Source organism: Chryseobacterium metallicongregator, from assembly GCF_031324065.1.
GTDB lineage: Bacteria > Bacteroidota > Bacteroidia > Flavobacteriales > Weeksellaceae > Chryseobacterium > Chryseobacterium metallicongregator.
The window spans coordinates 854,648-875,683 of the sequence record NZ_JAVIXS010000020.1 but is presented as its reverse complement, the minus strand read 5'-3'; the positions used below and the strand labels follow the sequence as shown (position 1 = coordinate 875,683).

Sequence of the window (21,036 nt, the reverse complement as noted above, 5' to 3'; positions counted from 1 at the left end):
AATATGAGTCAAAAACAATATACAGCTAGTAGTATTCAGGCATTGGAAGGAATGGAGCACGTTCGTATGCGTCCTTCAATGTACATTGGTGATGTAGGAGTCAGAGGACTTCACCACTTGGTTTATGAAGTAGTAGATAACTCTATTGACGAGGCATTGGCAGGATACTGCGACACGATCTTCGTTAGCATCAAGGAAGGAAACGGAATTGAGGTAAGTGATAACGGTAGAGGTATCCCGGTTGATTTCCACGAAAAAGAACAGAAATCTGCCCTTGAAGTTGTAATGACGAAAATTGGAGCCGGAGGTAAGTTTGACAAAGACTCTTATAAGGTTTCTGGAGGTCTTCACGGGGTTGGGGTTTCGTGTGTGAATGCACTTTCCAACGAGATGATCACTACTGTTTACAGAGACGGAAACGTTTACCAGCAGATCTATTCAAGAGGAAAAGCACAAACAGGTGTAGAGGAAATTGGTCACAGTGAAAGAAGAGGTACCAAACAGTTTTTCCAACCGGATGATACCATCTTTACAGAATTAATTTATAATTACGATACATTAGCAAGCCGTTTAAGAGAACTTTCTTATCTTAATAAAGGAATTACCATTACATTAACGGATGAAAGAGAGAAATTAGAAGACGGATCTTTCCGTTCAGAAATTTTTCATTCAGAAGGTGGATTAAAAGAATTCGTTGCTTACATTGACGGAAACCGTGAGTCCATCATGGAACACGTAATTTTCATGGAAGGGGAAAGAGATGATATTCCTGTAGAAGTAGCAATGCGTTACAATACTTCTTTCAACGAAAATCTTCACTCTTACGTAAACAATATCAACACACATGAAGGAGGAACTCACCTGGCAGGTTTCAGACGTGCTTTGACGAGAACCCTTAAGAAATATGCAGATGATCTTGGTATTCCTCAGAAAGAGAAAGTAGAAGTTACAGGAGATGACTTCCGTGAGGGGTTAACAGCTGTAGTTTCTGTAAAAGTAATGGAGCCTCAGTTTGAAGGACAGACTAAAACAAAATTAGGAAACTCTGAAGTTTCAGGGGCTGTAGATAAAATTGTAGGGGAAATGCTTACTAACTTCTTGGAAGAAAATCCTAATGAAGCTAAGCTGATCGTTCAAAAGGTTGTTTTAGCTGCAAAAGCAAGACAGGCTGCTAAAAAAGCCCGTGAAATGGTTCAGAGAAAATCTCCGATGGGAGGTTCTGGTCTTCCGGGAAAACTATCTGACTGTTCTTCAAAAGATCCTGCAGAATCTGAAATCTTCCTTGTAGAGGGAGATTCCGCAGGTGGAACAGCTAAGCAGGGAAGAGACAGGCACTTCCAGGCTATCCTTCCTTTAAGAGGTAAAATCTTGAACGTAGAAAAATCTATGCTTCATAAAGTTTACGATAATGAGGAAATCAGAAATATCTATACAGCTCTTGGGGTTTCTGTAGGTACTGAAGAAGACAGCAAAGCGTTGAACATGGCTAAGCTAAGATACCACAAGATTGTTATCATGACCGATGCCGATATTGATGGATCTCACATTTCGACACTGATCCTTACTTTCTTCTTCAGATATATGAAGGAGCTTATTGAAAACGGATATATCTATATTGCTCAACCTCCTTTATATCTATTAAAGAAAGGGAACAAAAAAGTATATGCTTATAACGAAAAAGAACGTGAAGAGTTTACTTTAGAAATGGCTCCGGACGGAAAAGGAGTAGAAGTACAACGTTACAAAGGTCTTGGAGAAATGAACCCTGAGCAGCTTTGGGAAACTACCCTTAATCCTGAACACAGAATTCTGAAGCAGGTAACTATCGATAATGCTGTAGAGGCTGATAGTGTTTTCTCAATGTTGATGGGAGATGAAGTTCCGCCAAGAAGAGAATTTATCGAGAAAAATGCGAAATATGCAAAAATTGATGCATAAACGTTTTTAAAAATATAATAAAAAAGCTTCTAATTATTTAGAAGCTTTTTTTATATTTGGATAAACCAAAAAAACAATAATATGTTAACTCTTTTACAAACAGACCCTTATAACGGGGCAGATGCAGCTTCCGGAGCAGTAGCTGCAGGATTAGGGATCGGAACAATGTTCTTCGGCTTACTTTGCTATATTTTCTATGGATATTGCATGTACAAAATCTTCCAAAAAGCAGGAAGACAAGATGCCTGGGCTGCCTTTATTCCTATTTATAATACTATCGTATTGCTGGAAATTGTGAAAAAACCAATTTGGTGGATCATTTTGTTCTTTATTCCATTGGTGAATATCTATGCATGCTGGGTTGTATATGACAGATTAGCCAAAGGTTTTGCCAAAGAAACTCCTCTCTACACAATTCTGATTCTCCTTTTCGGATTTATTTTTATTCCTGTATTGGGACTTGGAAGTGATCAGTTTGATAGTAAACTGGTCCCAAATGATTAAAAAAAACAGAAAAAATTAAAAGACTTCATCTTTGAGGTCTTTTTTTATAAATAATTTTTCAGCTGTAGAATTTATTGTACTTCTTCTTATTATTAATTCTACATTATTAAAATTACCTGAATTGTAATTTATTTTAAATTTGAAATGCAGATAATATGAAGTTTATCCCTTCATACCACAGAATAGATACATCCTTCGCCCAATATAGAATGAGTATAAATATTCTGTTTTTAACTTTTCAAAATTGAATGATGAAAAGTTGATAATGTGTTCATTTTCTTATAGGTACATTTAATACAGTACTTTTTTAAGTAATAGGTTAAGGCTTCACATGTTGAAGCCTTTTATATTTTTTTTAACAGTTATTAAGATTTTATTATTTTTGTGTAATTTTAATAACTATGATGAAAATACTAGTTCTGGGGGCGCTCTCTGTTGCCTCCTTATATTTCGCACAGAGCTATCCTGCCTCTGCCATTCCGGAGAATTTAAAAAAAAATGCAGATGTTGTGATTCGAAAGGATTTTACAACAATTCAGATCAATAAAATTGATGAAATAAAATATCAGAAAAATAAGGTCACTACAGTTTTAAATAAAGACGGGGATAATGAAGCAGTAGCTTATATTTCTTATGATAAATCAAAAAGTATTTCGAACATCAAAGTGACGATTTATGATGAAGTCGGGAAAAAAATTAAAAGTGTTTCAAAATCTGATTTTAAAGATGTAGCCAACAATCCTCAGGGAGTTTTTTATTCTGATAGCAGGATATTGGTTTATTCATATACCCCAGTTCAATATCCCTACACTATTGACTTTTCTTATGAAGCGGAAGATGAAGATACCGTTTTTATCCCGGATTTTGTACCGTTTATTTCTCCTAAAATCTCTTTGGAAGAAGCACAGTTTAAAATCATTAACACTTCGGGAATTGAACTTAGATCTAAAATTTACCCTTCAAAATACAATTATACCTCAGTGATAGAAAGCGGTAGTGGAAATGATAAAACATATTCATATAAAAATGTAGCAGCCATTGACGATGCTTTTATGGTTCCACAACCTGTTAAAATTTTACCTGCAGTCAACTTCGCACTTACGAAATTTAATCTGGCAGGAAAGCAGGGAACTTTAAATACCTGGACGGACTTTGGAACCTGGATTTACAATGATCTTTTGGTACCTGTTTCTGCATCTACTCCTGCTATTAAAGCTGAAGTAGCTTCTTTACAATTACAAGGATCAGTAGAAGATAAAGTAAAGAAAATTTATCAGTACATGCAGAACAAAACCCGATATATTGCTGTTTCATTAGGAATAGGAGGCTGGCAGCCCATGTTGCCGGATGAGGTTCAGAAAAAAGGATATGGAGACTGTAAAGGGCTCACCAATTATATGAAGATTCTTTTGAATGAAGCTGGAATCCCTTCCAATTATTGTATTATCAATTCCGGTCGTTCAGAGGTTTCCTTTGATCCGGAATTTCCTTCTATGGGTGGGAATCATATTATTCTGATGGTCCCAACGGAAAAGGGAAATATCTGGCTTGAAAATACTTCTCAGCAAATAGCTTTTAACCACTTAAGTTACAGTACTACGGACAGAAATGTACTTTCCGTAACCCCAAAAGGAATAGAACTCATTAATACACCGGTCTATAAAGCTGAACAGAACAAAGAAAAACAAATATTGAGAGTTAACCTTAATGAAGATAATAGTATTATCGGAACAGGAAACTTTTCCTATACAGGAAATCAGTATGATTATAATTTAAGATTTGCTAATCTTAATCCTAAGGAAAAAAATGATGCACTGAAGGGAACTTTTGATGTTTTAAACTTTGAAAAAGTTGAAATGAAAAACTTTAATAATGACAGAGATAATGCTGTTATTACTTATGACGTGGATTTCAAAACCAATAATTTCTCTAAAAAAGCAGGAAACAGCCTTCTCTTCAGATCGGTTCCTATTTTTTCAGATTTGATCTTTAAAACGGATGAAAATCGTGAACTTCCTTTTGAAGTAAATATGTCTTACGAAGATGAATATGAAATTGATTTTGTTCTTCCTATGGGGTATAAAGTGGATGAAACTCCAGATAATTCAAGCATCACTTCAGAATTTGGATCTTATAAGCTAAGCTATGTTAAAACCGATGGCGAGGTAAAGGTGATCAGAAAAATGCAGATTAATAAAGGATTATATCCAAAAGAAAAATACAATGATTACATCAATTTCAGAAAAAAGATTCTGAATATGGACAACTCAAAAATTTTAATAACAAAACTATAACCATGAAAAAAATTATAATATTGCTTCTTTGCTCTGCCAATACAATATGGGTCAATGCTCAGAAGAAATATGAATTTCTGAATCCTCCTAAATTTAATGATGCAGATTTATCTAAAGTAAAATCATTATTAGATGAAAATGCTCCTGCCGAAATTTTGTATAAATCTGCTTATTTTATGGTAGATGCCAATACAGGGAATCTGCACAAAAGATATTTTTACAGAGTTAAGATTTATAATAAAGATAAAGCTGAAGACTGGTTGAATCTTGAAATTCCTATTTATAATGTTGGAACCAACAGAGAATCGCTGGGGAAATTCAAAGCTTTTACCTATAATCTTGAAAATGGAACTACGGTTCCCGTAAAAGTGGAAAAAAGTTCTCAATATAAAAGTAAAGAGAATAAATATGTTACTTTAACGAAATTTGCTTTTCCAAGTGTTAAAAACGGATCAGTTATAGAATATCAATATGAAATTATATCTCCGTTCCGATTTATGATTCCTGAGGTATTGATAGAATCCGATACTCCTTCACTGAATACGGAATATGTTTTTGATACGCCCATCAATATGTCTTATAATGTAAACTATACGGGAGGAATCAGCCCTAAGTATAGAGAAATGGAAGAAAGATATCTGTATGGTGCTCAATATAAAACCTTTAGGTTTGCTTATGAAAATTTGAATGGCTTTAAAACTGAGAAATTTGTGCGAAATGATAGAAATTTCAGAACAAAAATCAGCGCGGAACTAAACTCTACAAATTTCGGTGAGCTTAAGTTGTATTCATCTTCATGGGATCAGATTTCTAAGAGACTTTATGAAAGTGAAGATTTTGGAGGTGAGCTGAAAAGAACAAAACTGGCAAAAGAAAATATGCCGGCAGGAGTTTCGGAAATGAAAACTGACCTTGAAAAAGCAAATGCCATTTTTTCATATGTTCAGAAAACCTTTACCTGGAATAAAGACAAAGGGGTTTACACCGAAGATGGAATTAAAAAGCTTTTGGAAACTAAAACCGGAAATGCTGCAGAAATTAATCTTTTTCTGGTTATGATGCTTCGTGAAGCTGGTCTTAAAGCCGATCCGTTGGTTATTTCTACAGTAGAAAACGGGCTGATCAATATGGTATCTCCCAATATATCCAATATGAACTTCGTGTTGAGTGCAATCAATATAGATAATCAGCTGCATATTTATGATGCTACTTCTAAACAGTCTTCGCTGGATGAAATTCCTCTTAAAAACTGGAATCAGCTAGGAATCCTGGTGACCAAAGATAAAGCTCTGCAGATTCAAATGACCAATTTGAAATCCAGTAATACTTATCTTACCGCAAATGCCAAGATAAATGATGACGGAAGTATTTCCGGTACCTATTCAGATAAAGATACAGGTGCATACGCAATGTATGTTAAAGACAACTACGATGATAATGCAGAAAAATACAAAAAACAGTATAAGGAGAACTTTTCAATGGACTTCACGGATATCAATTCAAAAGTGCTGGAAAATGGAGACTTTGAAAGCAGCATGAAATTTTCTTCATCCAACCTTATTGACAGAGTAGGGAAGAAAATGATTATTAATCCGATGTTGTTTTTGAGTAAAAACTCTAATGAATTTGATCAAACCGAAGTCAGAAAATATCCTATCGATTTTGGATCGCCTATAACCAGAACCAAAAAGGTCACTCTTGAAATCCCGGAAGGATATGTGATTGAGGAAATGCCTAAAGAAAAAAGAATTGTTACCGAAGATAAAGAGATAGCTTATACCTATTCTGTAGAACAAAAAGGAAATTTATTGGTGGTGACTACGACTACAAAAATTGGTAGTTCAGATTATCCGAAAGAATATTACCCTGCATTCAAACAAATCTGGGGCGTTGCTTCGAAATTTGAAAATCAGGTAATCAGCCTTGTAAAAAAGTAATAGTTAATAGGATTTAAATAAAAAAATATTTTTTTTTCAAAAACCATTCATCTTTTGAATGGTTTTTGTATTTGATACCAAAAAAAATAGAATTATGAAAAATACGATTGCTGTTATAGCATTATCTTCTTTCTTAGCAGTGACTGCCTGTAAAAAAAATGAAACGGCGGGATCAGTAGAAAAAACAGAAAACAAAGCCGCTGAAGAATTTGTAGTAGACTCTGTGAAAGTCAATGACTCTACAAAAATTACTGATTCTTTAAAAGTGAGCTTTACTTCAAAGCTCTTGGTTTTCCCTACTTTAAAAGATAAAAAACTGTTAGACAGCATCTATTTCCAGAATGAAAAGATTAAAGATTTTTCCAAAGCCGGTCTTCAGGCTTATCTGGATAATGAAAAAAATAGTTATTTCAATTCTGTAAAAAATGATAATAAAGACTGGGTTTCAGATGTCACTTATGCTCAAAACTGGTATTCAAGCTCGCATATGAATCTTATTTCTAATACCAACGGTTATATGCATATTCAATATTTGGGAAGCGGATATGAAGGCGGAGCGCACGATAACTACGGGTTTTCTGAAAGGGTTTTTGATCTTAAAAACAGCAAAAAATTAGAATTGAAAGACATTACTTCAATGCCTAAAAATAAAATTGAAGCCATTCTGATGAAAAATATTGATAAAATGAATAGTGGTACGATGGATGGGGACGGAGAAGTGAAAAACTCAGAAATGCTTTTAGTGGATAAAATTCCGGCATCTGATAACTTTTATTTTGATGATAAAAACCTGTATTTTCACTACAGTCCCTATGAAATTGCTGCTTTTGCTGCCGGAGATATTACAATTCCGGTTTCGTGGGACGACCTCAAAGGCACATTAAATACAGAATTTAAAGAAAGAATGAAAATTAAGTAAATTAATGCTTCCAGTTTTGGAAGCATTTTTTAATTTTGTGCTAATGGACAAAGTAGCTTTTATTATCAATCCTTTTTCGGCCAAAAAAAACTATCAGCCGTTTTTAAACGAACTTAAAACAAAGGTTAATAACCCATTGTATTATGTGTCAGAATCTATTCCCGGAACAGAAGAGTTTATTCAGTCCCATTTTGAAGAGGTAGATGTTTTCGTGGCAATAGGAGGTGATGGAACTATTTCTACAGTGGCCAAAAGCCTTATTAATACAGAAAAAATTCTGGCAATTTTTCCGGCAGGTTCAGGAAATGGGTTTTCCAATGAAACACAATTCAGTAAAAACCTTGATGAACTTTTAGAAAAAATAAAAATCAAAAACTCCAGAAAGATTGATACTTTCACGGTAAACGACAGGCTTTCCATCAATGTTTCGGGAACGGGATTTGACGGTAAAGTCGTTAAAGAATTTGAAAAAACAAGCCGTGGATTCAAAAACTATATCAAAGTTTCCCTAAAAACCTTTTTCAATTACAAGCCCATCAAGGTGAAATTTTTTGATGAAGAATATCAACAATACAATGGAAGGTATCTGATGATGAACATCGCCAATACGCGCCAGTTTGGTAACAATGCTTATATTGCTCCGAAAGCCAGTAAAAGTGATGGACTGGTTGACATGGTTTTGGTAAAAAAGTTTCCATTAACGTATTCTGCACTCTTTGCTTTCCGAATGTTTACCAAAAGACTGAAAGATGATGAATATGTAACTTATCTTCCGGTCTCTGAAATATCATTTAAGGTCAATACCAAAAACTGGCATCTGGATGGTGAATTCAATAAGATCAAATCACCGATTCATGTTAAAGTTCAACCTGCAAGTTTGAGTATTTTGATTTAAAGTTTTTGGGTACGAGGTGCGGGTTAATTTTGTTTCGGGTTTACTAGTTGCTGGTTGTTTGGTTTCTAGTTATGTTTTACACACAACCTAAAACCTTGAACTTTGAACCTTGAACCTTGATTCTCTCCCTAATCCCGGCAACCTAAAACCTGCCACCTATTTACACTTCCAGTTTCTTTTCTACTTCAGCCGGATGATCCAGGCAGTATTGAAGTTGCTTCTTATCAAGTTGTTTTTCCCAGTTGGCAACCACTACGGTAGCAACAGAATTTCCTATTACATTGGTAAGCGCTCTGCATTCGCTCATGAACTTATCAATTCCAAGAATTAAAGTCATTCCTGCAATTGGAATTTCAGGAACTACGGCCAGTGTTGCTGCAAGGGTAACAAAACCGGCACCGGTAACGCCTGCAGCACCTTTTGAACTTAGCATAGCCACCAAAAGAAGCATCAGTTGCTTTTCGATGGGAAGATGAATATTTAATGCCTGCGCAATAAAGAGAGAGGCCAGGGTCATATAAATATTCGTTCCGTCAAGATTGAAAGAATATCCGGTAGGAACCACAAGACCTACAATAGCGCGTGAACAGCCTGCTTTTTCAAGTTTTTCCATAATTCCCGGCAGGGCAGACTCTGATGAGCTTGTACCCAAAACAAGAAGAAGCTCTTCTTTAAGATAGAAAAGAAGTTTGAAAATATTGAATCCGTTATACCATGCTACCGCTCCCAATACCAACACCACAAAAAGAGCAGAAGTGATGTAAAATGTGCCCACCAAAAAAATAAGATTTATGACCGAGTGAAGCCCATATTTACCGATCGTAAAAGCCATTGCTCCGAAAGCACCTATTGGGGCCAGCTTCATCAGCATATGAACAATTTTAAATACCGGAGTTGATAAATCTTGTAGGAAATCAGTTACTTTCTGGCTCTTTTCTTTTGTTAAAACCAAAGCAACTCCCATTAAAATTGCTACCAAAAGTACCTGAAGAATATTTTCACCCACCAACGGACTGAATAAAGTCTCCGGAATAATATTCATAATAAACCCTGTGAGCGTTGATTCATGAGCTTTTGCCTGATATTGTGAAACATCCCCTGAAAGAGTAGAAGGATCAATATTTAAACCATGTCCCGGCTGTAGAATATTTCCCACTAATAATCCGATGATGAGAGCCAGAGTTGAAAAGGTGAAAAAGTAGATCATTGCTTTGATTGCAATTCTGCCTACTTTTTTCAAATCGGTCATGTGGGCGATTCCTAACGTAAGTGTAATAAAGATTACCGGAGCGATAATCATTTTTACCAATTTGATGAATCCATCTCCCAAAGGTTTCATCTTTTCTCCTAATTCAGGATAAAATTTTCCTAGAAGAATACCTGCAATGATGGCGATAATCACCTGGAAATAAAGCTGATTGTGTATTTTTTTTGCTTTCAAAGAACAGTCGTTTTTGTTTTTTTAAGGGCGAAAATTAAGAAAATTTATCTGAAAACATGACAAAAGTCATTGAAAAGATCTGGCGTTTGGTATATAGGAAGATGAAAAAAAGCCTGGGCTTCATTCGAAGAATGAAGCCCAGGATGTATTTTTGATTTGTTATATAAATATTATTCCACTGCAACAGAATCATCTCCACGACCGTCTGCTACTGCGTGAATATTTCCGTTCTCATCAAGAACAATCATTTCGGTTTTACCAATATATTTTGTCTTTTCAATGACGTAATTCTTGCTTTTCAGTTCAGAAATAGTACTTTCCGGAAAATTATTTTCAACAGTAATGGTTTCCGGAAGCCACTGATGGTGGAATTTGGGTGCATTCACCGCAATATTGGCATTCAGTTTAAAATCTACCACATTCACGATAGACTGATACACTGAAGTCGGAATTGTAGTTCCTCCCGGTGTTCCCACGACCATATAAGGCTTTCCATTTTTAAGAATAATAGTTGGGGTCATAGAAGAGAGCATTCTCTTGTTAGGTTGTATTGAATTAGCTTCTCCGCCTACAGCTCCAAACATATTCGGTACACCTGGTTTGATAGAGAAATCATCCATTTCATTATTTAAAAAGAATCCTGCACCTGAAACAAGGACTTTACTTCCATAGTATCCATTAAGTGTAGTGGTTACAGAAGCTGCATTTCCATCCTTATCCAATACTGAAATATGAGTAGTTTGCATAGATTCTTTAGGTTGTTCTATGATTTTACCTACTTCTGCACTTGGAGTAGCCTTGTCAAAACTAAAGCTTTTCCATCTGCCTTTAAGGTATTCGTCAGAGATCAGGTAAGAAGTTTTATCCTGAATAAAATCCGGATCACCCATATATTCTGCTCTGTCTGCATAAGCCCGGCGTTCTGCTTCGGTCATAATCTGGACCGCTTTTGTAGAGTTTTGCTGGTATTTTTCAAGATTTTCAAAACTTGCCATTCTTAGCATTTGAGCCAGAAGAACTCCACCGCTTGAAGGTAAAGGCATGGTAACAACATTGCTTCCTTTATAGTCGAATTCCAGAGCTTTTCTTTCGGCAACTTTATAATTTTTAAGATCTTCCAGGGTGATGATTCCGTTTCCTCTTTTCATTTCGGCAACCAGAAGATCAGCTGTTTTTCCTTCATAAAAACCTTTAGCGCCTAGTTTTTGGATCAGTTTCAGGGTTTCTGCCAGATCTTTTTGGATCAACAGATCACCGGCTTTCCACGGAGCATCTTTTACAAAAATAATCGAAGATTTATTATGTTTCTGGAATTTTTCTCTTTGGTTATTCAGCATTTCTGCTTCTTTATCTGTAATGGCAAATCCCTTTTCGGCAAGGTCAATAGCGGGCTGGATGATTTTTTCCATAGGCAATTTACAGTATTTCAGCGTAGCAAAGAATCCTGCCACACTTCCAGGAATACCTACTGCCAGTCTTCCATTTTGGGAAAGATCTGTGTCCGCTTTTCCTTTTTTATCAATATACATATCCCGGGAAGCTTTTTTAGGAGCTGTCTCCCTGTAATCCAGTGTAAATTTTTCACCGTTATTCTTTACGCCTACCAAAAACCCACCTCCTCCGATATTTCCTGCCTGAGGATAAACCACAGCAAGAGCGTATTGTGTTGCGGTAACGGCATCATAGGCATTTCCTCCCATTTTTAAGATTTTAGCTCCCGCTTCACTGGCTAATGGGTGTGCAGAGACTACAACACCTTTCTTCTTTACCTGTACTTCTTTGATAATATTGATATCTGTGAACTGAGCCCAGCTGAGTTGAGCTGCCAAAAGCATCGAAGCAATTAAAATCTTCTTCATATGATTGTTTTTTCTTACAACAAAATTATTGAATTTTAAGTTAATGTCAACTGATGATGATTGGATTTGATTATTTCTATTGTTTTGGAGAATTTTTACTGGCTGTTAGTCTCTTTTACCAGAGAAATATTTTTAAACACACCTTTTTTATTATGGTTGACATGTTTTTTTTACTTTTGTACAATTCTAAAAAAATCTGAAAAATGGAATCCTATACGGAAAGAATACTGATTACAGGTGCCTTGGGACAAATTGGTACCGAACTTACGAACAGACTTGTTGAAATTCACGGAGCGGAAAACGTTGTTGCTTCAGGATTGGACAGATGGCAGGAAGGAATTACTTCTGCCGGACATTACGAAAGAATGGATGTTACCAATACTCAATTGGTAAGACAGGTGATTCATGATTATGAGATCACGACAGTGTATCACCTCGCTTCTCTTTTATCCGGAACTTCGGAAAAGCAGCCTATTTTTGCGTGGAAACTGAATCTTGAACCACTACTTCATTTTTGTGAAATGGCTAAAGAAGGGCTTCTTAAAAAGATCTTCTGGCCAAGTTCTATCGCGGTATTTGGAAAAGGAATTCCAAAGCATGATGTAGGACAGGATGTAGTGTTGAACCCAACAACTGTTTATGGGATCTCTAAAATGGCAGGGGAGAAGTGGTGTGAATACTATTTCGATAAATATGGTGTGGATGTAAGAAGTATCAGATATCCTGGATTGATCTCCTGGAAGACTCCTGCAGGAGGTGGAACTACTGACTATGCAGTTGAGATTTTCTACAAAGCGATTGAAGAAGGGAAGTATACAAGTTTCATTTCCGAGAATACAGGAATGCCGATGTTGTATATGGATGATGCCATCAATGCAACCTTGAAATTAATGGATGCTCCAAAAGAAAGTTTGACGGTTCGTTCTTCTTATAATTTGGGTGGAATGTCATTTACCCCAAAAGAATTGGCAGAAGAAATCACAAAAGAAATTCCAGATTTTACGATTGATTATAACCCGGATTTCAGACAGGCAATTGCAGATTCTTGGCCGGCATCTATTGATGATTCAGTAGCGAAAAAAGACTGGGGCCTGACTTATGATTTCGGAATTTCTGAAATGACAAAAGATATGATCAAGAATCTGAAAGTAAAATTAGGGAAGGATTAATAATGTAAAGTAATACTTTAATTATTTTTGTTTTTAACATCTGATTTATAGTATTTTATATAATTTATATAAACTTTAATTTAAATGGTATTATTGACTTTTAACATCACTTGTATTGAGGCTGAAGTAAAAAATGGCTCTCAAATTACTGATGATGAACGATTGAAAATTACAGAAGATAATACCAAAGCGATTCTTAGAATTTTAGATATTCATGATATCAAATCAAGTTTTTTTGTAGAGGTTTCCCTCACTGAAAAACTTCATAATTTAATAAAAGCAATTTCATCCAAAGGGCATGAAATTGCTTTTTATAATAAAGGGTCAAATCCGGAAGAAATTGAAAATGCCAAGAAGAATATTCAGGATCTTCTGGAAAAGCAGATCAGAGGAATTCGTCAGAAAGATGTAAAAGTTTCTCAGGAAACTTTGAAGATGATGGAATTTAATTATGTCTCCAATATCGATAATGCCAATATTCTTTTTCCCTTCAAAAGACTTAAAAGAGATACTGTAATCACAGAAGAAGACGGACTGAGTATTGTCCCGGAAAGTATCTCTCCGTACAGTCAGCTGCCTTATAATGATTTTGTATTTCAGATCCTACCGATGAAGTATTATCAGAATATGGTTCTGGAAACTTTGCAGAATGAAGAATTTGTACTGATTTATCTGAACACATGGCAGTTTACAGATTTCAAGAAATACCGTTTTGATATTCCTTTTTACCGAAGCTTATTTTCGGGCAAAAAAATGGAGGACAAATTAGATGCCCTCCTTACTTTTCTCAATGACAGGGAAATGGCTACTTCCCGTATGAAAGATTATATTTTTTAGGTGTTAGGTTGCAGGTAGTGGGAGTTAGGAAAGAACTATTTCTAGTGATAACAGATATTCAATTTCTAAACCTCTAACCTCTAACCTTAAACCTTGAACTTTGAACTCAAAAACTCGAAGCCTGCATCTCTAGCTCAGTTCAAAAAGTGTAATCTCCGGCAGTACACCCACTCTTCCAGGATATCCCAATACGCCAAATCCTCTGTTTACATATAATAGTTTCCCTTCGCTTTCGTATAAGTCAGCCCATTTTGGATATTTGTATTGTACTGGTGACCATTTTACATTTTTAAGATCTAAACCAAACTGCATTCCATGGGTATGTCCCGAAAGGGTTAAGTGGATATTTGAAGGGTGTTTTTTAACTACATAATCAAAGTGGGTAGGGTCGTGGCTCATCAGAATCTTCGTAGCGGATTCAGGTACTCCTTTTAAAGCATCATCTATTCTTCCGAATTGAGGAAATGGTTTCAATCCCCAGTTTTCAACTCCAAGAATGTATAGTTTTTCTCCGTTTTTTTCAATGACTCTGTGTTCGTTTCTCAGCATATCGAAGCCAGCCTGTTTTTCATAGCCAATTAAGGTGTCAAGATTTTCTTTTTTAGCTGCAGGTGATTCCCAGGTTACGTAATCTCCGTAATCATGATTTCCTAATACAGCTAATTTTCCGTCTTTGGCCTTAATTTTTGAAAACAAGGGAATAAAAGGTTTGAACTCGTCCGCAACGTTGTTTACCATATCTCCGGTAAATAATACCAGATCAGGTTTCTGCTCGTTGATCAGGTCAATCGCATGCTGCAATTTACTGGGGTCTGAGAAGCTTCCGCTGTGAACATCTGAAATCTGAATGATTTTATATCCTTTAAAGCTTTTCGGAAGGTTAGTAAAATTTACCCTTACTCTCCTTACTTTATGTCTGTACTTTCCAAACGTAATTCCGTCTATGAAAAGAGCGGAAAGAACTCCACTCATTCCCAAACCAACCAGACTCAGGAATTTCCTTCTCTCCGGGAAGAAATTCTCCGAAGGTTTGGCAAAACCTATCAGGTAGCCTCCGGTTCTGATGATATCATCAATTAATAAAAACAGGACCACGAATACTTTTGGAAGAATGAAGATCAAAAATAATGAAATCATGATCTGGGCTCTTACCATACTTCTGTCTGATCTTTGGTAGTGAGTGACTTCGTAAGCGAAAATCCCGTACACGACCAAAGAAATTACCCAATATCCGATTCTGATCCAGAAATTATCGGTAAGCGTTCTGATGGCCTGATAAATATACACTTCCAAAAAAAGGAAGATTCCGGCGATGATTAAAAAATTCTTTTGCATGTCTGATCAAAAAAAAGCACAAAGAATAAACTTCCCTGTGCTTTTATATTTTTAATGGTTTAAATATTACTTTTTAGGAAATCTATAAACGATAGCATTGATGTTCATTCCGGCACCTACCGAAGTCATCACAATGTTACCATTATCTTTAAACGATTGACCCTCCATTTTTCCTTTAATTATAATATCATACATGGTAGGAATTGTGGCTACGGAAGTATTTCCAAGGTCCTGAATTGTCATTGGAGAGATTGCATGATCGTATTCTTTCACATCATAAAGCCTGTGAAGCCTTTCAATCATGGCGTAGTCCATTTTAGCGTTTGCCTGGTGAATTAAGATTTTATCTATATCTTCAATAGAAAGATTTGCATCGGTAATGGTATCTTTGATGGCAACCGGTACATTTTTAAGAGCGTATTCGTAGATTTTTCTTCCTAACATCCTTACATAAAGACGTTTTTGATCTGCTTCTTTATTGATAGATGGTTGATTTTCAAGGTAGTTTAATTCCGGTCCATTGTCACAGATCGTGTTATGAGCAATAATTCCTACATTTTCTTCGTCAGTTGCTTTTACTACTACAGCTCCGGCACCATCAGCAAAAATCATTCTGTTTCTGTCGTATGGATCAGTTACTCTGCTTAAAGTCTCTCCTCCGATAACAAGAATTGTTTTAGCTACTTTAGCTTTGATAAGATTATCTGCCAAAATCATAGCTTCAACCCATCCCGGACATCCGAAAACCATATCATACGTTACACATTTTCTGTTTTTTATTCCCAGTTTATTTTTTACTCTCGCTGCCATTGTTGGCATAAAATCAGCGTATCCGTTTTCAGTAACTTCCCCGAAATTGCTTGCGTAGATGATATAATCCAATTCTTCGCCGTTTACTTTTGCATCCTCAAGGGCAATTTTTGCAGCTTCATAACCGATTTGAGAGTTGGAAAGATCATCCTCAATGAATCTCCTGTTTTCGATTTCTGTAATCTCTACAAATTTCGCAATGGTCTCTTCCACAGGCTTTTCAATCTTTACTCCGTCTTCAGTGTAGAACTCGGAATTCATGAAGTAATCTCTACCAATAACTCTGTTCGGAATATAAGATCCAGAGCCAATAATGATCGTATTCGGCATTCGTTTATATGATTTTTTTAAAGATGCAAAGTTAATAATTAATATTAATAACGGAGAATTAAAAATATTATTAAATTTGCAAAAATTGTACTTTACAATCTATGAAAAACAACTCGTCCTTAAAAGGCTTACTTATTGCAGCTGTGGCGTTTATCGTTGCCTTTGGGATTTACTTCCTTTTTTTAGCCAAGAAGAATTATTATGTGGTAGATAATCCTACCCCGAATACATATTACTTTAAGATCAATAACGGATCTGAAGGAATTATTTCAGCGGGGCAGTATGTGCATGTGGATTTGAATAAAGGGAAAAACTCTATTCAGGTTTTTGATCAGAACAAAAAAATGCTTTACGATTCTGCATTTGAAGTCAATAAACTTCGTGGTTTGATTAATATTACACACCAGGATTACTATGTAAACGATCAGTATTACGGATACAATCTTAAAAAAGATTCGTTACTGGCCAACCTTGATAAAACTGTTATTGACGGAAAGGATTATTACGGAGGAGCAAGACGCTTCAATAAGCTTTACACAGAAGATTTTTATTACAATGTAGATGAAGACTATGACAAAGTGATCAAAAATATCCAGAAAGTGGAATCACGATCCAAAATCTTCAGAAAGCAGGATTACCTAAATTATTACAAAGAATATTACAAGTTTTAAGTTTTGACAAAAGATATCACCAAAGTTACTCCCTACAATTCAGAGGCTACAAAAAAAAGCCAGGTAGAGGATATGTTCGACAACATTGCACCGAAGTATGACCTTCTGAACCATGTTTTATCCATGAAAATTGATGTTTTATGGAGAAATAAACTGGTAAGATGGATGAAAAATGATAATCCGCAGGAAGTGCTGGATGTGGCTACAGGAACGGGAGATCTGGCAATTACTATTGAAAAAGGAACCGGTTCTAAAGTAGTTGGATTAGATTTATCACAACAAATGCTGAATGTTGGCGTTATTAAAATAAAAAAACTTAAATTAGACGGCAAAATTTCCATGCAAAAAGGAGATGCAGAAAATTTACCTTTCGAGGACAATAGATTTGATGCTGTTTCCGTTGCATTTGGAGTAAGGAATTTTGAAAACCTTACCAAAGGTTTGGCAGAGTTAAGAAGAGTAGTTAAAGATAACAAAAGTGTTTATATACTGGAGTTTTCAAAGGTTGAGGGTTTCATGGGACCATTTTATATGTTTTACTTTAAAAATATATTACCTGCCATTGGCAGATTGGTTTCTAAGGATAATAGGGCGTATACATACCTTCCGGATTCTGTAAATGCTTTTCCTTTCGGGGAGAAGATGAAGCAAATTCTTTTAGATACGGGATTTAAGAAAGTTGAATATAAAAAATTAAGTTTAGGTATAGCCACAATTTATAAAGCAACAAAGTAACCTATGAATAAATTTCTATTAAAAGCACTGGTTTTAACCTCAGTAAATGTTGCCGTTTTTGCAAACGCGCAATTCAGAACCCGAAACAGAATGGATAAGTTGGAAGATTTCGACGAACAGAAATTCAGTTGGGGGTTTTATTTGAACGGGAACAGACTGGATTACCGCATTGTTTTGCATCCGAAATATGGGATGAATGATAATGAAAACCTTGTTACCTCCAAGGAAAGTTATAGTTTCGGTGCCGGGCTTATTGCAAAATGGAGACTGAATGACTATCTTGATGTAAGAGTAGAACCAGGGTTACAGTTTGCACAAAGACAGTTGACTTTTAATACTCAATCCAATGACATTTATGCAGGTGGATCTTTAACTAATCCTCCTTTTATGCCATTCCCTTTACAGGAAAAGGATAAAGTAAGAGAAATTAAATCTACTTTGATTGATATTCCGGTACTTTTGGAACTTCACGGTCAAAGATGGTACAATTCAAGGCCTTACGTTGCTGCAGGGGTGAACTATGTTGTAAACCTTCAGTCTAACTCAAGTTCTACAGATGATAACATGCAGGGAATCTACAGATCTACAACGCACAACTTTGCATGGTCTGCAGAAATGGGAATTCAGTTTTATTTCAACAAGTTTAAACTGACTCCTGCGGTGAGAGGAACATTCTTCATGAACAACGAAAAAGTGGCAGATAATGCTACTACACCTCCTTACTGGTCATCTGCGATCTCTACATTGCAGACAAGAGCGGTAATGTTCGTTCTGAAATTTGAATAAAAAATATTGTATTAAAAAATACACAGGAGGTGCACTAGCGCCTCCTTTTTTATTGTTATATCAAAATATAGAGTGTTTTATTTTTGTTAGTGTTATTATTTTTTTATTTTTGCTTTTAGTTAGAATATACAAACCTGAAATGCTTCAAGATTTAGAAAACAATTTTTCAGAATTAGAGAGAAAGATTTCGACTCTGCAAAAGAACTATAAAAATCTTACGGAAAATTTAAAAGAATTAAATTTTGAGCATGAAGAGTTGAAGAAGAAATATGATGAGGAAAGAAGAAAGAATCAGGTATTAGCAGAAGAACAAAAAAATATAAAACTTTATTCAGCAATATCAGGAAATCCTGAACACAATAGGTTAATGAAAAACCATATCAACAGATTGGTGAAAGAAATTGATTTCTGTATTGCTCAGCTTCAAAACAGTGGATTATAATGGAGGTAAGGAGAATAACCGTCAACATTGCAGGAAGAGTGTATCCGCTGAACGTACCGGCAGCAGAGGAAGAAACTTTGCGTAAAGTAGGGAAGCAGATCGAGAATATGATTAAAGATTTTGAACAGAATTTCGATGTAAGAGATAAACAGGATGCTTTGGCAATGTGTGCCCTTAAACTGGGAACCAATGCAGAAGTAGTTTCTCTTAACTACGAGAAAAATATTAATTCAACCAACGAAAGATTAACGCAGATTAATCAATCGTTGAATGAAATCGGGAAATAGATTTTTTTTCCTGAAAAGTACTGCCTACAATAATTCTAACACATTAAAGGTAAACTCAACGCTAAACAATTACCGAACAAATGTCCATTGAATGGCGTGCCGGACTTCCGGATTACAGACAGTGGAAATCAGTTCAAATCGTGTTGATTAGGAGTTTACTCTCAATCTCTGGATTATTGTAGGCTTTTTTTATTGAACAAGGATATGAATACAATTAAAACTCAATATAAATTATGATAGAAGTTATAGTCGGTGTTGTTTGTTTAGTAATCGGAGCTGTCGTGGGAATGTTTTTTTCCAGAAGTTCTCTGAATACTAAAGCAAAATTCATCATAGATGATGCAAAGAAAAATGCCGAAAACCTTATAGAAAAAGCTAACGTTCAGGCTGAATCCATAAAGAAAGAAAAGAATCTTCAGGCTAAAGAAAAATTCCTGGAATTGAAATCACAGCATGATGCAGATATTCAATCCCGCGAAAAGAAAATGCAGGAAGTTGAAAAGAGAACGAAAGACAAGGAGCACAAGCTGAATGACGAGCTTAGCAAGACTGGAAAACTTGAAAAAGATTTAGACAAGCAGATTGCAGATTATGCTAAGAAAAATGAAATTCTTGAAAAGAAACAACAGGAATTAGATACAGCTACTGCCAAGAAAGTAGAAGTACTTGAGAAAATCTCTAATTATACAGCAGATGAAGCGAAAGCAGAATTGGTAGAAACCATGAGAGCTGAAGCTAAAACAAGAGCACAGGCACATGTTCAGAGCATCATGGAAGAGGCTCAGATGAATGCTAAAAATGAAGCGAGAAAAATCGTTATCCAAACGATCCAGAGAATCGGAACAGAGCAGGCTATCGAAAATTCAGTATCAGTTTTCAATATTGAATCTGATGAAGTAAAAGGTAGAATTATCGGTAGAGAAGGTAGAAATATCCGTGCTTTAGAAGCCGTAACAGGAGTAGAAATTATTGTTGATGATACTCCGGAAGCTATTCTTCTTTCATGTTTTGATCCTGTAAGAAGAGAAATTGCAAGACTGTCACTTCACAGATTGGTAACCGATGGTAGAATTCACCCGGCAAGAATCGAAGAAGTTGTAGAAAAAACAAGAAAACAGATCGAGGAGGAAATCATCGAAGTGGGTAAGAGAACGATCATTGATTTAGGAATCCACGGATTACACCCAGAATTGATCAAAATCGTAGGGAGAATGAAGTACCGTTCTTCTTACGGACAAAACTTACTACAGCACTCAAGAGAAGTAGCTAATATTGCTGCAACAATGGCAGCTGAGTTAGGATTAAACGTAAAATTAGCTAAAAGAGCAGGTCTTTTACACGATATCGGGAAAGTTCCTGAGCAGGAATCAGAATTACCACACGCACTTTTAGGTATGCAGTGGGCTGAGAAATACGGTGAGAACCCTGAAGTAGTAAATGCTATCGGAGCTCACCACGACGAAATTGAAATGAAGTCATTATTATCTCCGATCATTCAGGTTGCCGATGCGATCTCTGGAGCTAGACCGGGAGCAAGAAGACAGGTATTGGAATCTTATATTCAGAGATTAAAAGACCTTGAATCTGCAGCATTAAGCTTCGATGGAGTATCAAGTGCTTACGCAATCCAGGCAGGTAGAGAACTGAGAGTAATGGTAGAGAGTGGAAAAGTAAATGACGAAGTAGCGTCTCAGCTTTCTTACGACATCTCTGAGAAAATCCAGAATGAACTGACTTATCCGGGACAGGTAAAAGTAACAGTAATCAGAGAAACGAGAGCTGTGAATATTGCCAGATAATAATCAGAAAAAGATATTTGATAAAAACCTTTCAAGAAATTGAAAGGT

General features: G+C 35.8%; 18 protein-coding genes. 14 read left to right on the top strand and 4 right to left on the bottom strand.

Annotation, left to right across the window (positions count from 1 at the left end; genetic code table 11):
* The first annotated feature begins 3 nt into the window (after positions 1-3).
* The 6 genes from gyrB (at position 4) to REB14_RS21840 (ending at position 8,487) form a co-directional block, all read left to right on the top strand.
* Positions 4-1,938, top strand: coding sequence for a DNA topoisomerase (ATP-hydrolyzing) subunit B (gyrB, locus tag REB14_RS21865; RefSeq protein ID WP_079241114.1), 1,935 nt, complete (start codon positions 4-6; stop codon positions 1,936-1,938).
* An 81-nt stretch (positions 1,939-2,019) separates the two neighbouring features.
* Positions 2,020-2,442 (top strand): DUF5684 domain-containing protein, encoded by a 423-nt coding sequence (locus tag REB14_RS21860; protein ID WP_034695994.1) that lies wholly within the window; start codon positions 2,020-2,022, stop codon positions 2,440-2,442.
* Between the two features lie 401 nt (positions 2,443-2,843).
* Positions 2,844-4,736 (top strand): DUF3857 domain-containing protein, encoded by a 1,893-nt coding sequence (locus REB14_RS21855; protein ID WP_309523288.1) that lies wholly within the window; start codon positions 2,844-2,846, stop codon positions 4,734-4,736.
* A 2-nt stretch (positions 4,737-4,738) separates the two neighbouring features.
* Positions 4,739-6,673: a transglutaminase-like domain-containing protein gene (locus REB14_RS21850; RefSeq protein WP_309523287.1), complete on the top strand. Its 1,935-nt coding sequence runs from the start codon at positions 4,739-4,741 to the stop codon at positions 6,671-6,673.
* A gap of 94 nt (positions 6,674-6,767) precedes the next feature.
* Entirely contained in the window at positions 6,768-7,592 is an 825-nt protein-coding gene (locus REB14_RS21845; protein ID WP_309523286.1) for an RsiV family protein, read from the top strand.
* 43 nt (positions 7,593-7,635) lie between these two features.
* Complete coding sequence (locus tag REB14_RS21840) at positions 7,636-8,487, top strand: diacylglycerol/lipid kinase family protein (protein WP_079243883.1); 852 nt, start codon at positions 7,636-7,638, stop codon at positions 8,485-8,487.
* A gap of 160 nt (positions 8,488-8,647) precedes the next feature.
* On the opposite strand, the gene REB14_RS21835 is transcribed toward REB14_RS21840, so the two are convergent.
* Together REB14_RS21835 and ggt are read right to left on the bottom strand one after the other, a co-directional pair.
* Positions 8,648-9,928 (bottom strand): dicarboxylate/amino acid:cation symporter, encoded by a 1,281-nt coding sequence (locus REB14_RS21835; RefSeq protein ID WP_309523285.1) that lies wholly within the window; start codon positions 9,926-9,928, stop codon positions 8,648-8,650.
* A gap of 170 nt (positions 9,929-10,098) precedes the next feature.
* Positions 10,099-11,787, bottom strand: a complete 1,689-nt coding sequence (gene ggt / locus REB14_RS21830) for a gamma-glutamyltransferase (protein ID WP_079241118.1) — start codon at positions 11,785-11,787, stop codon at positions 10,099-10,101.
* A gap of 203 nt (positions 11,788-11,990) precedes the next feature.
* Here ggt and REB14_RS21825 point away from each other — a divergent pair, with 203 nt between their 5' ends.
* Both REB14_RS21825 and REB14_RS21820 read left to right on the top strand, forming a co-directional pair.
* On the top strand, positions 11,991-12,956 hold the full coding sequence (locus tag REB14_RS21825; protein ID WP_079241119.1) for an NAD-dependent epimerase/dehydratase family protein: 966 nt from the start codon (positions 11,991-11,993) through the stop codon (positions 12,954-12,956).
* 84 nt (positions 12,957-13,040) lie between these two features.
* Positions 13,041-13,793: a polysaccharide deacetylase family protein gene (locus REB14_RS21820; protein ID WP_079241120.1), complete on the top strand. Its 753-nt coding sequence runs from the start codon at positions 13,041-13,043 to the stop codon at positions 13,791-13,793.
* A 129-nt stretch (positions 13,794-13,922) separates the two neighbouring features.
* On the opposite strand, the gene REB14_RS21815 is transcribed toward REB14_RS21820, so the two are convergent.
* A complete protein-coding gene (locus tag REB14_RS21815) occupies positions 13,923-15,128 on the bottom strand; it encodes a metallophosphoesterase (RefSeq protein WP_079241121.1) in 1,206 nt (401 codons plus the stop codon).
* 66 nt (positions 15,129-15,194) lie between these two features.
* The gene (locus REB14_RS21810) at positions 15,195-16,268 is read right to left on the bottom strand and encodes a 3-oxoacyl-ACP synthase III family protein (protein ID WP_079241122.1); all 1,074 of its coding nucleotides are present in this window, start codon (positions 16,266-16,268) and stop codon (positions 15,195-15,197) included.
* A 101-nt stretch (positions 16,269-16,369) separates the two neighbouring features.
* Here REB14_RS21810 and REB14_RS21805 point away from each other — a divergent pair, with 101 nt between their 5' ends.
* From REB14_RS21805 to rny, 6 genes are all read left to right on the top strand, one after another.
* Positions 16,370-16,939: a hypothetical protein gene (locus REB14_RS21805; protein WP_034695976.1), complete on the top strand. Its 570-nt coding sequence runs from the start codon at positions 16,370-16,372 to the stop codon at positions 16,937-16,939.
* Positions 16,940-16,942: 3 nt separating this feature from the next.
* Complete coding sequence (ubiE, locus tag REB14_RS21800) at positions 16,943-17,674, top strand: bifunctional demethylmenaquinone methyltransferase/2-methoxy-6-polyprenyl-1,4-benzoquinol methylase UbiE (RefSeq protein WP_047096897.1); 732 nt, start codon at positions 16,943-16,945, stop codon at positions 17,672-17,674.
* 3 nt (positions 17,675-17,677) lie between these two features.
* Positions 17,678-18,460 carry a type IX secretion/gliding motility protein PorT/SprT gene (gene porT, locus REB14_RS21795; protein ID WP_034695972.1) on the top strand — a complete coding sequence of 261 codons (783 nt, stop codon included), beginning with the start codon at positions 17,678-17,680 and terminating at the stop codon, positions 18,458-18,460.
* On the top strand, positions 18,453-18,902 hold the full coding sequence (locus tag REB14_RS21790; protein WP_238594386.1) for a hypothetical protein: 450 nt from the start codon (positions 18,453-18,455) through the stop codon (positions 18,900-18,902). Before porT ends, REB14_RS21790 begins: the two co-directional genes overlap by 8 nt.
* Entirely contained in the window at positions 18,902-19,189 is a 288-nt protein-coding gene (locus REB14_RS21785) for a cell division protein ZapA (protein WP_034695967.1), read from the top strand. The genes REB14_RS21790 and REB14_RS21785 overlap by 1 nt, the downstream gene beginning before the upstream one ends.
* A gap of 233 nt (positions 19,190-19,422) precedes the next feature.
* Entirely contained in the window at positions 19,423-20,988 is a 1,566-nt protein-coding gene (rny, locus tag REB14_RS21780) for a ribonuclease Y (protein WP_034695966.1), read from the top strand.
* Positions 20,989-21,036: the final 48 nt, after the last annotated feature.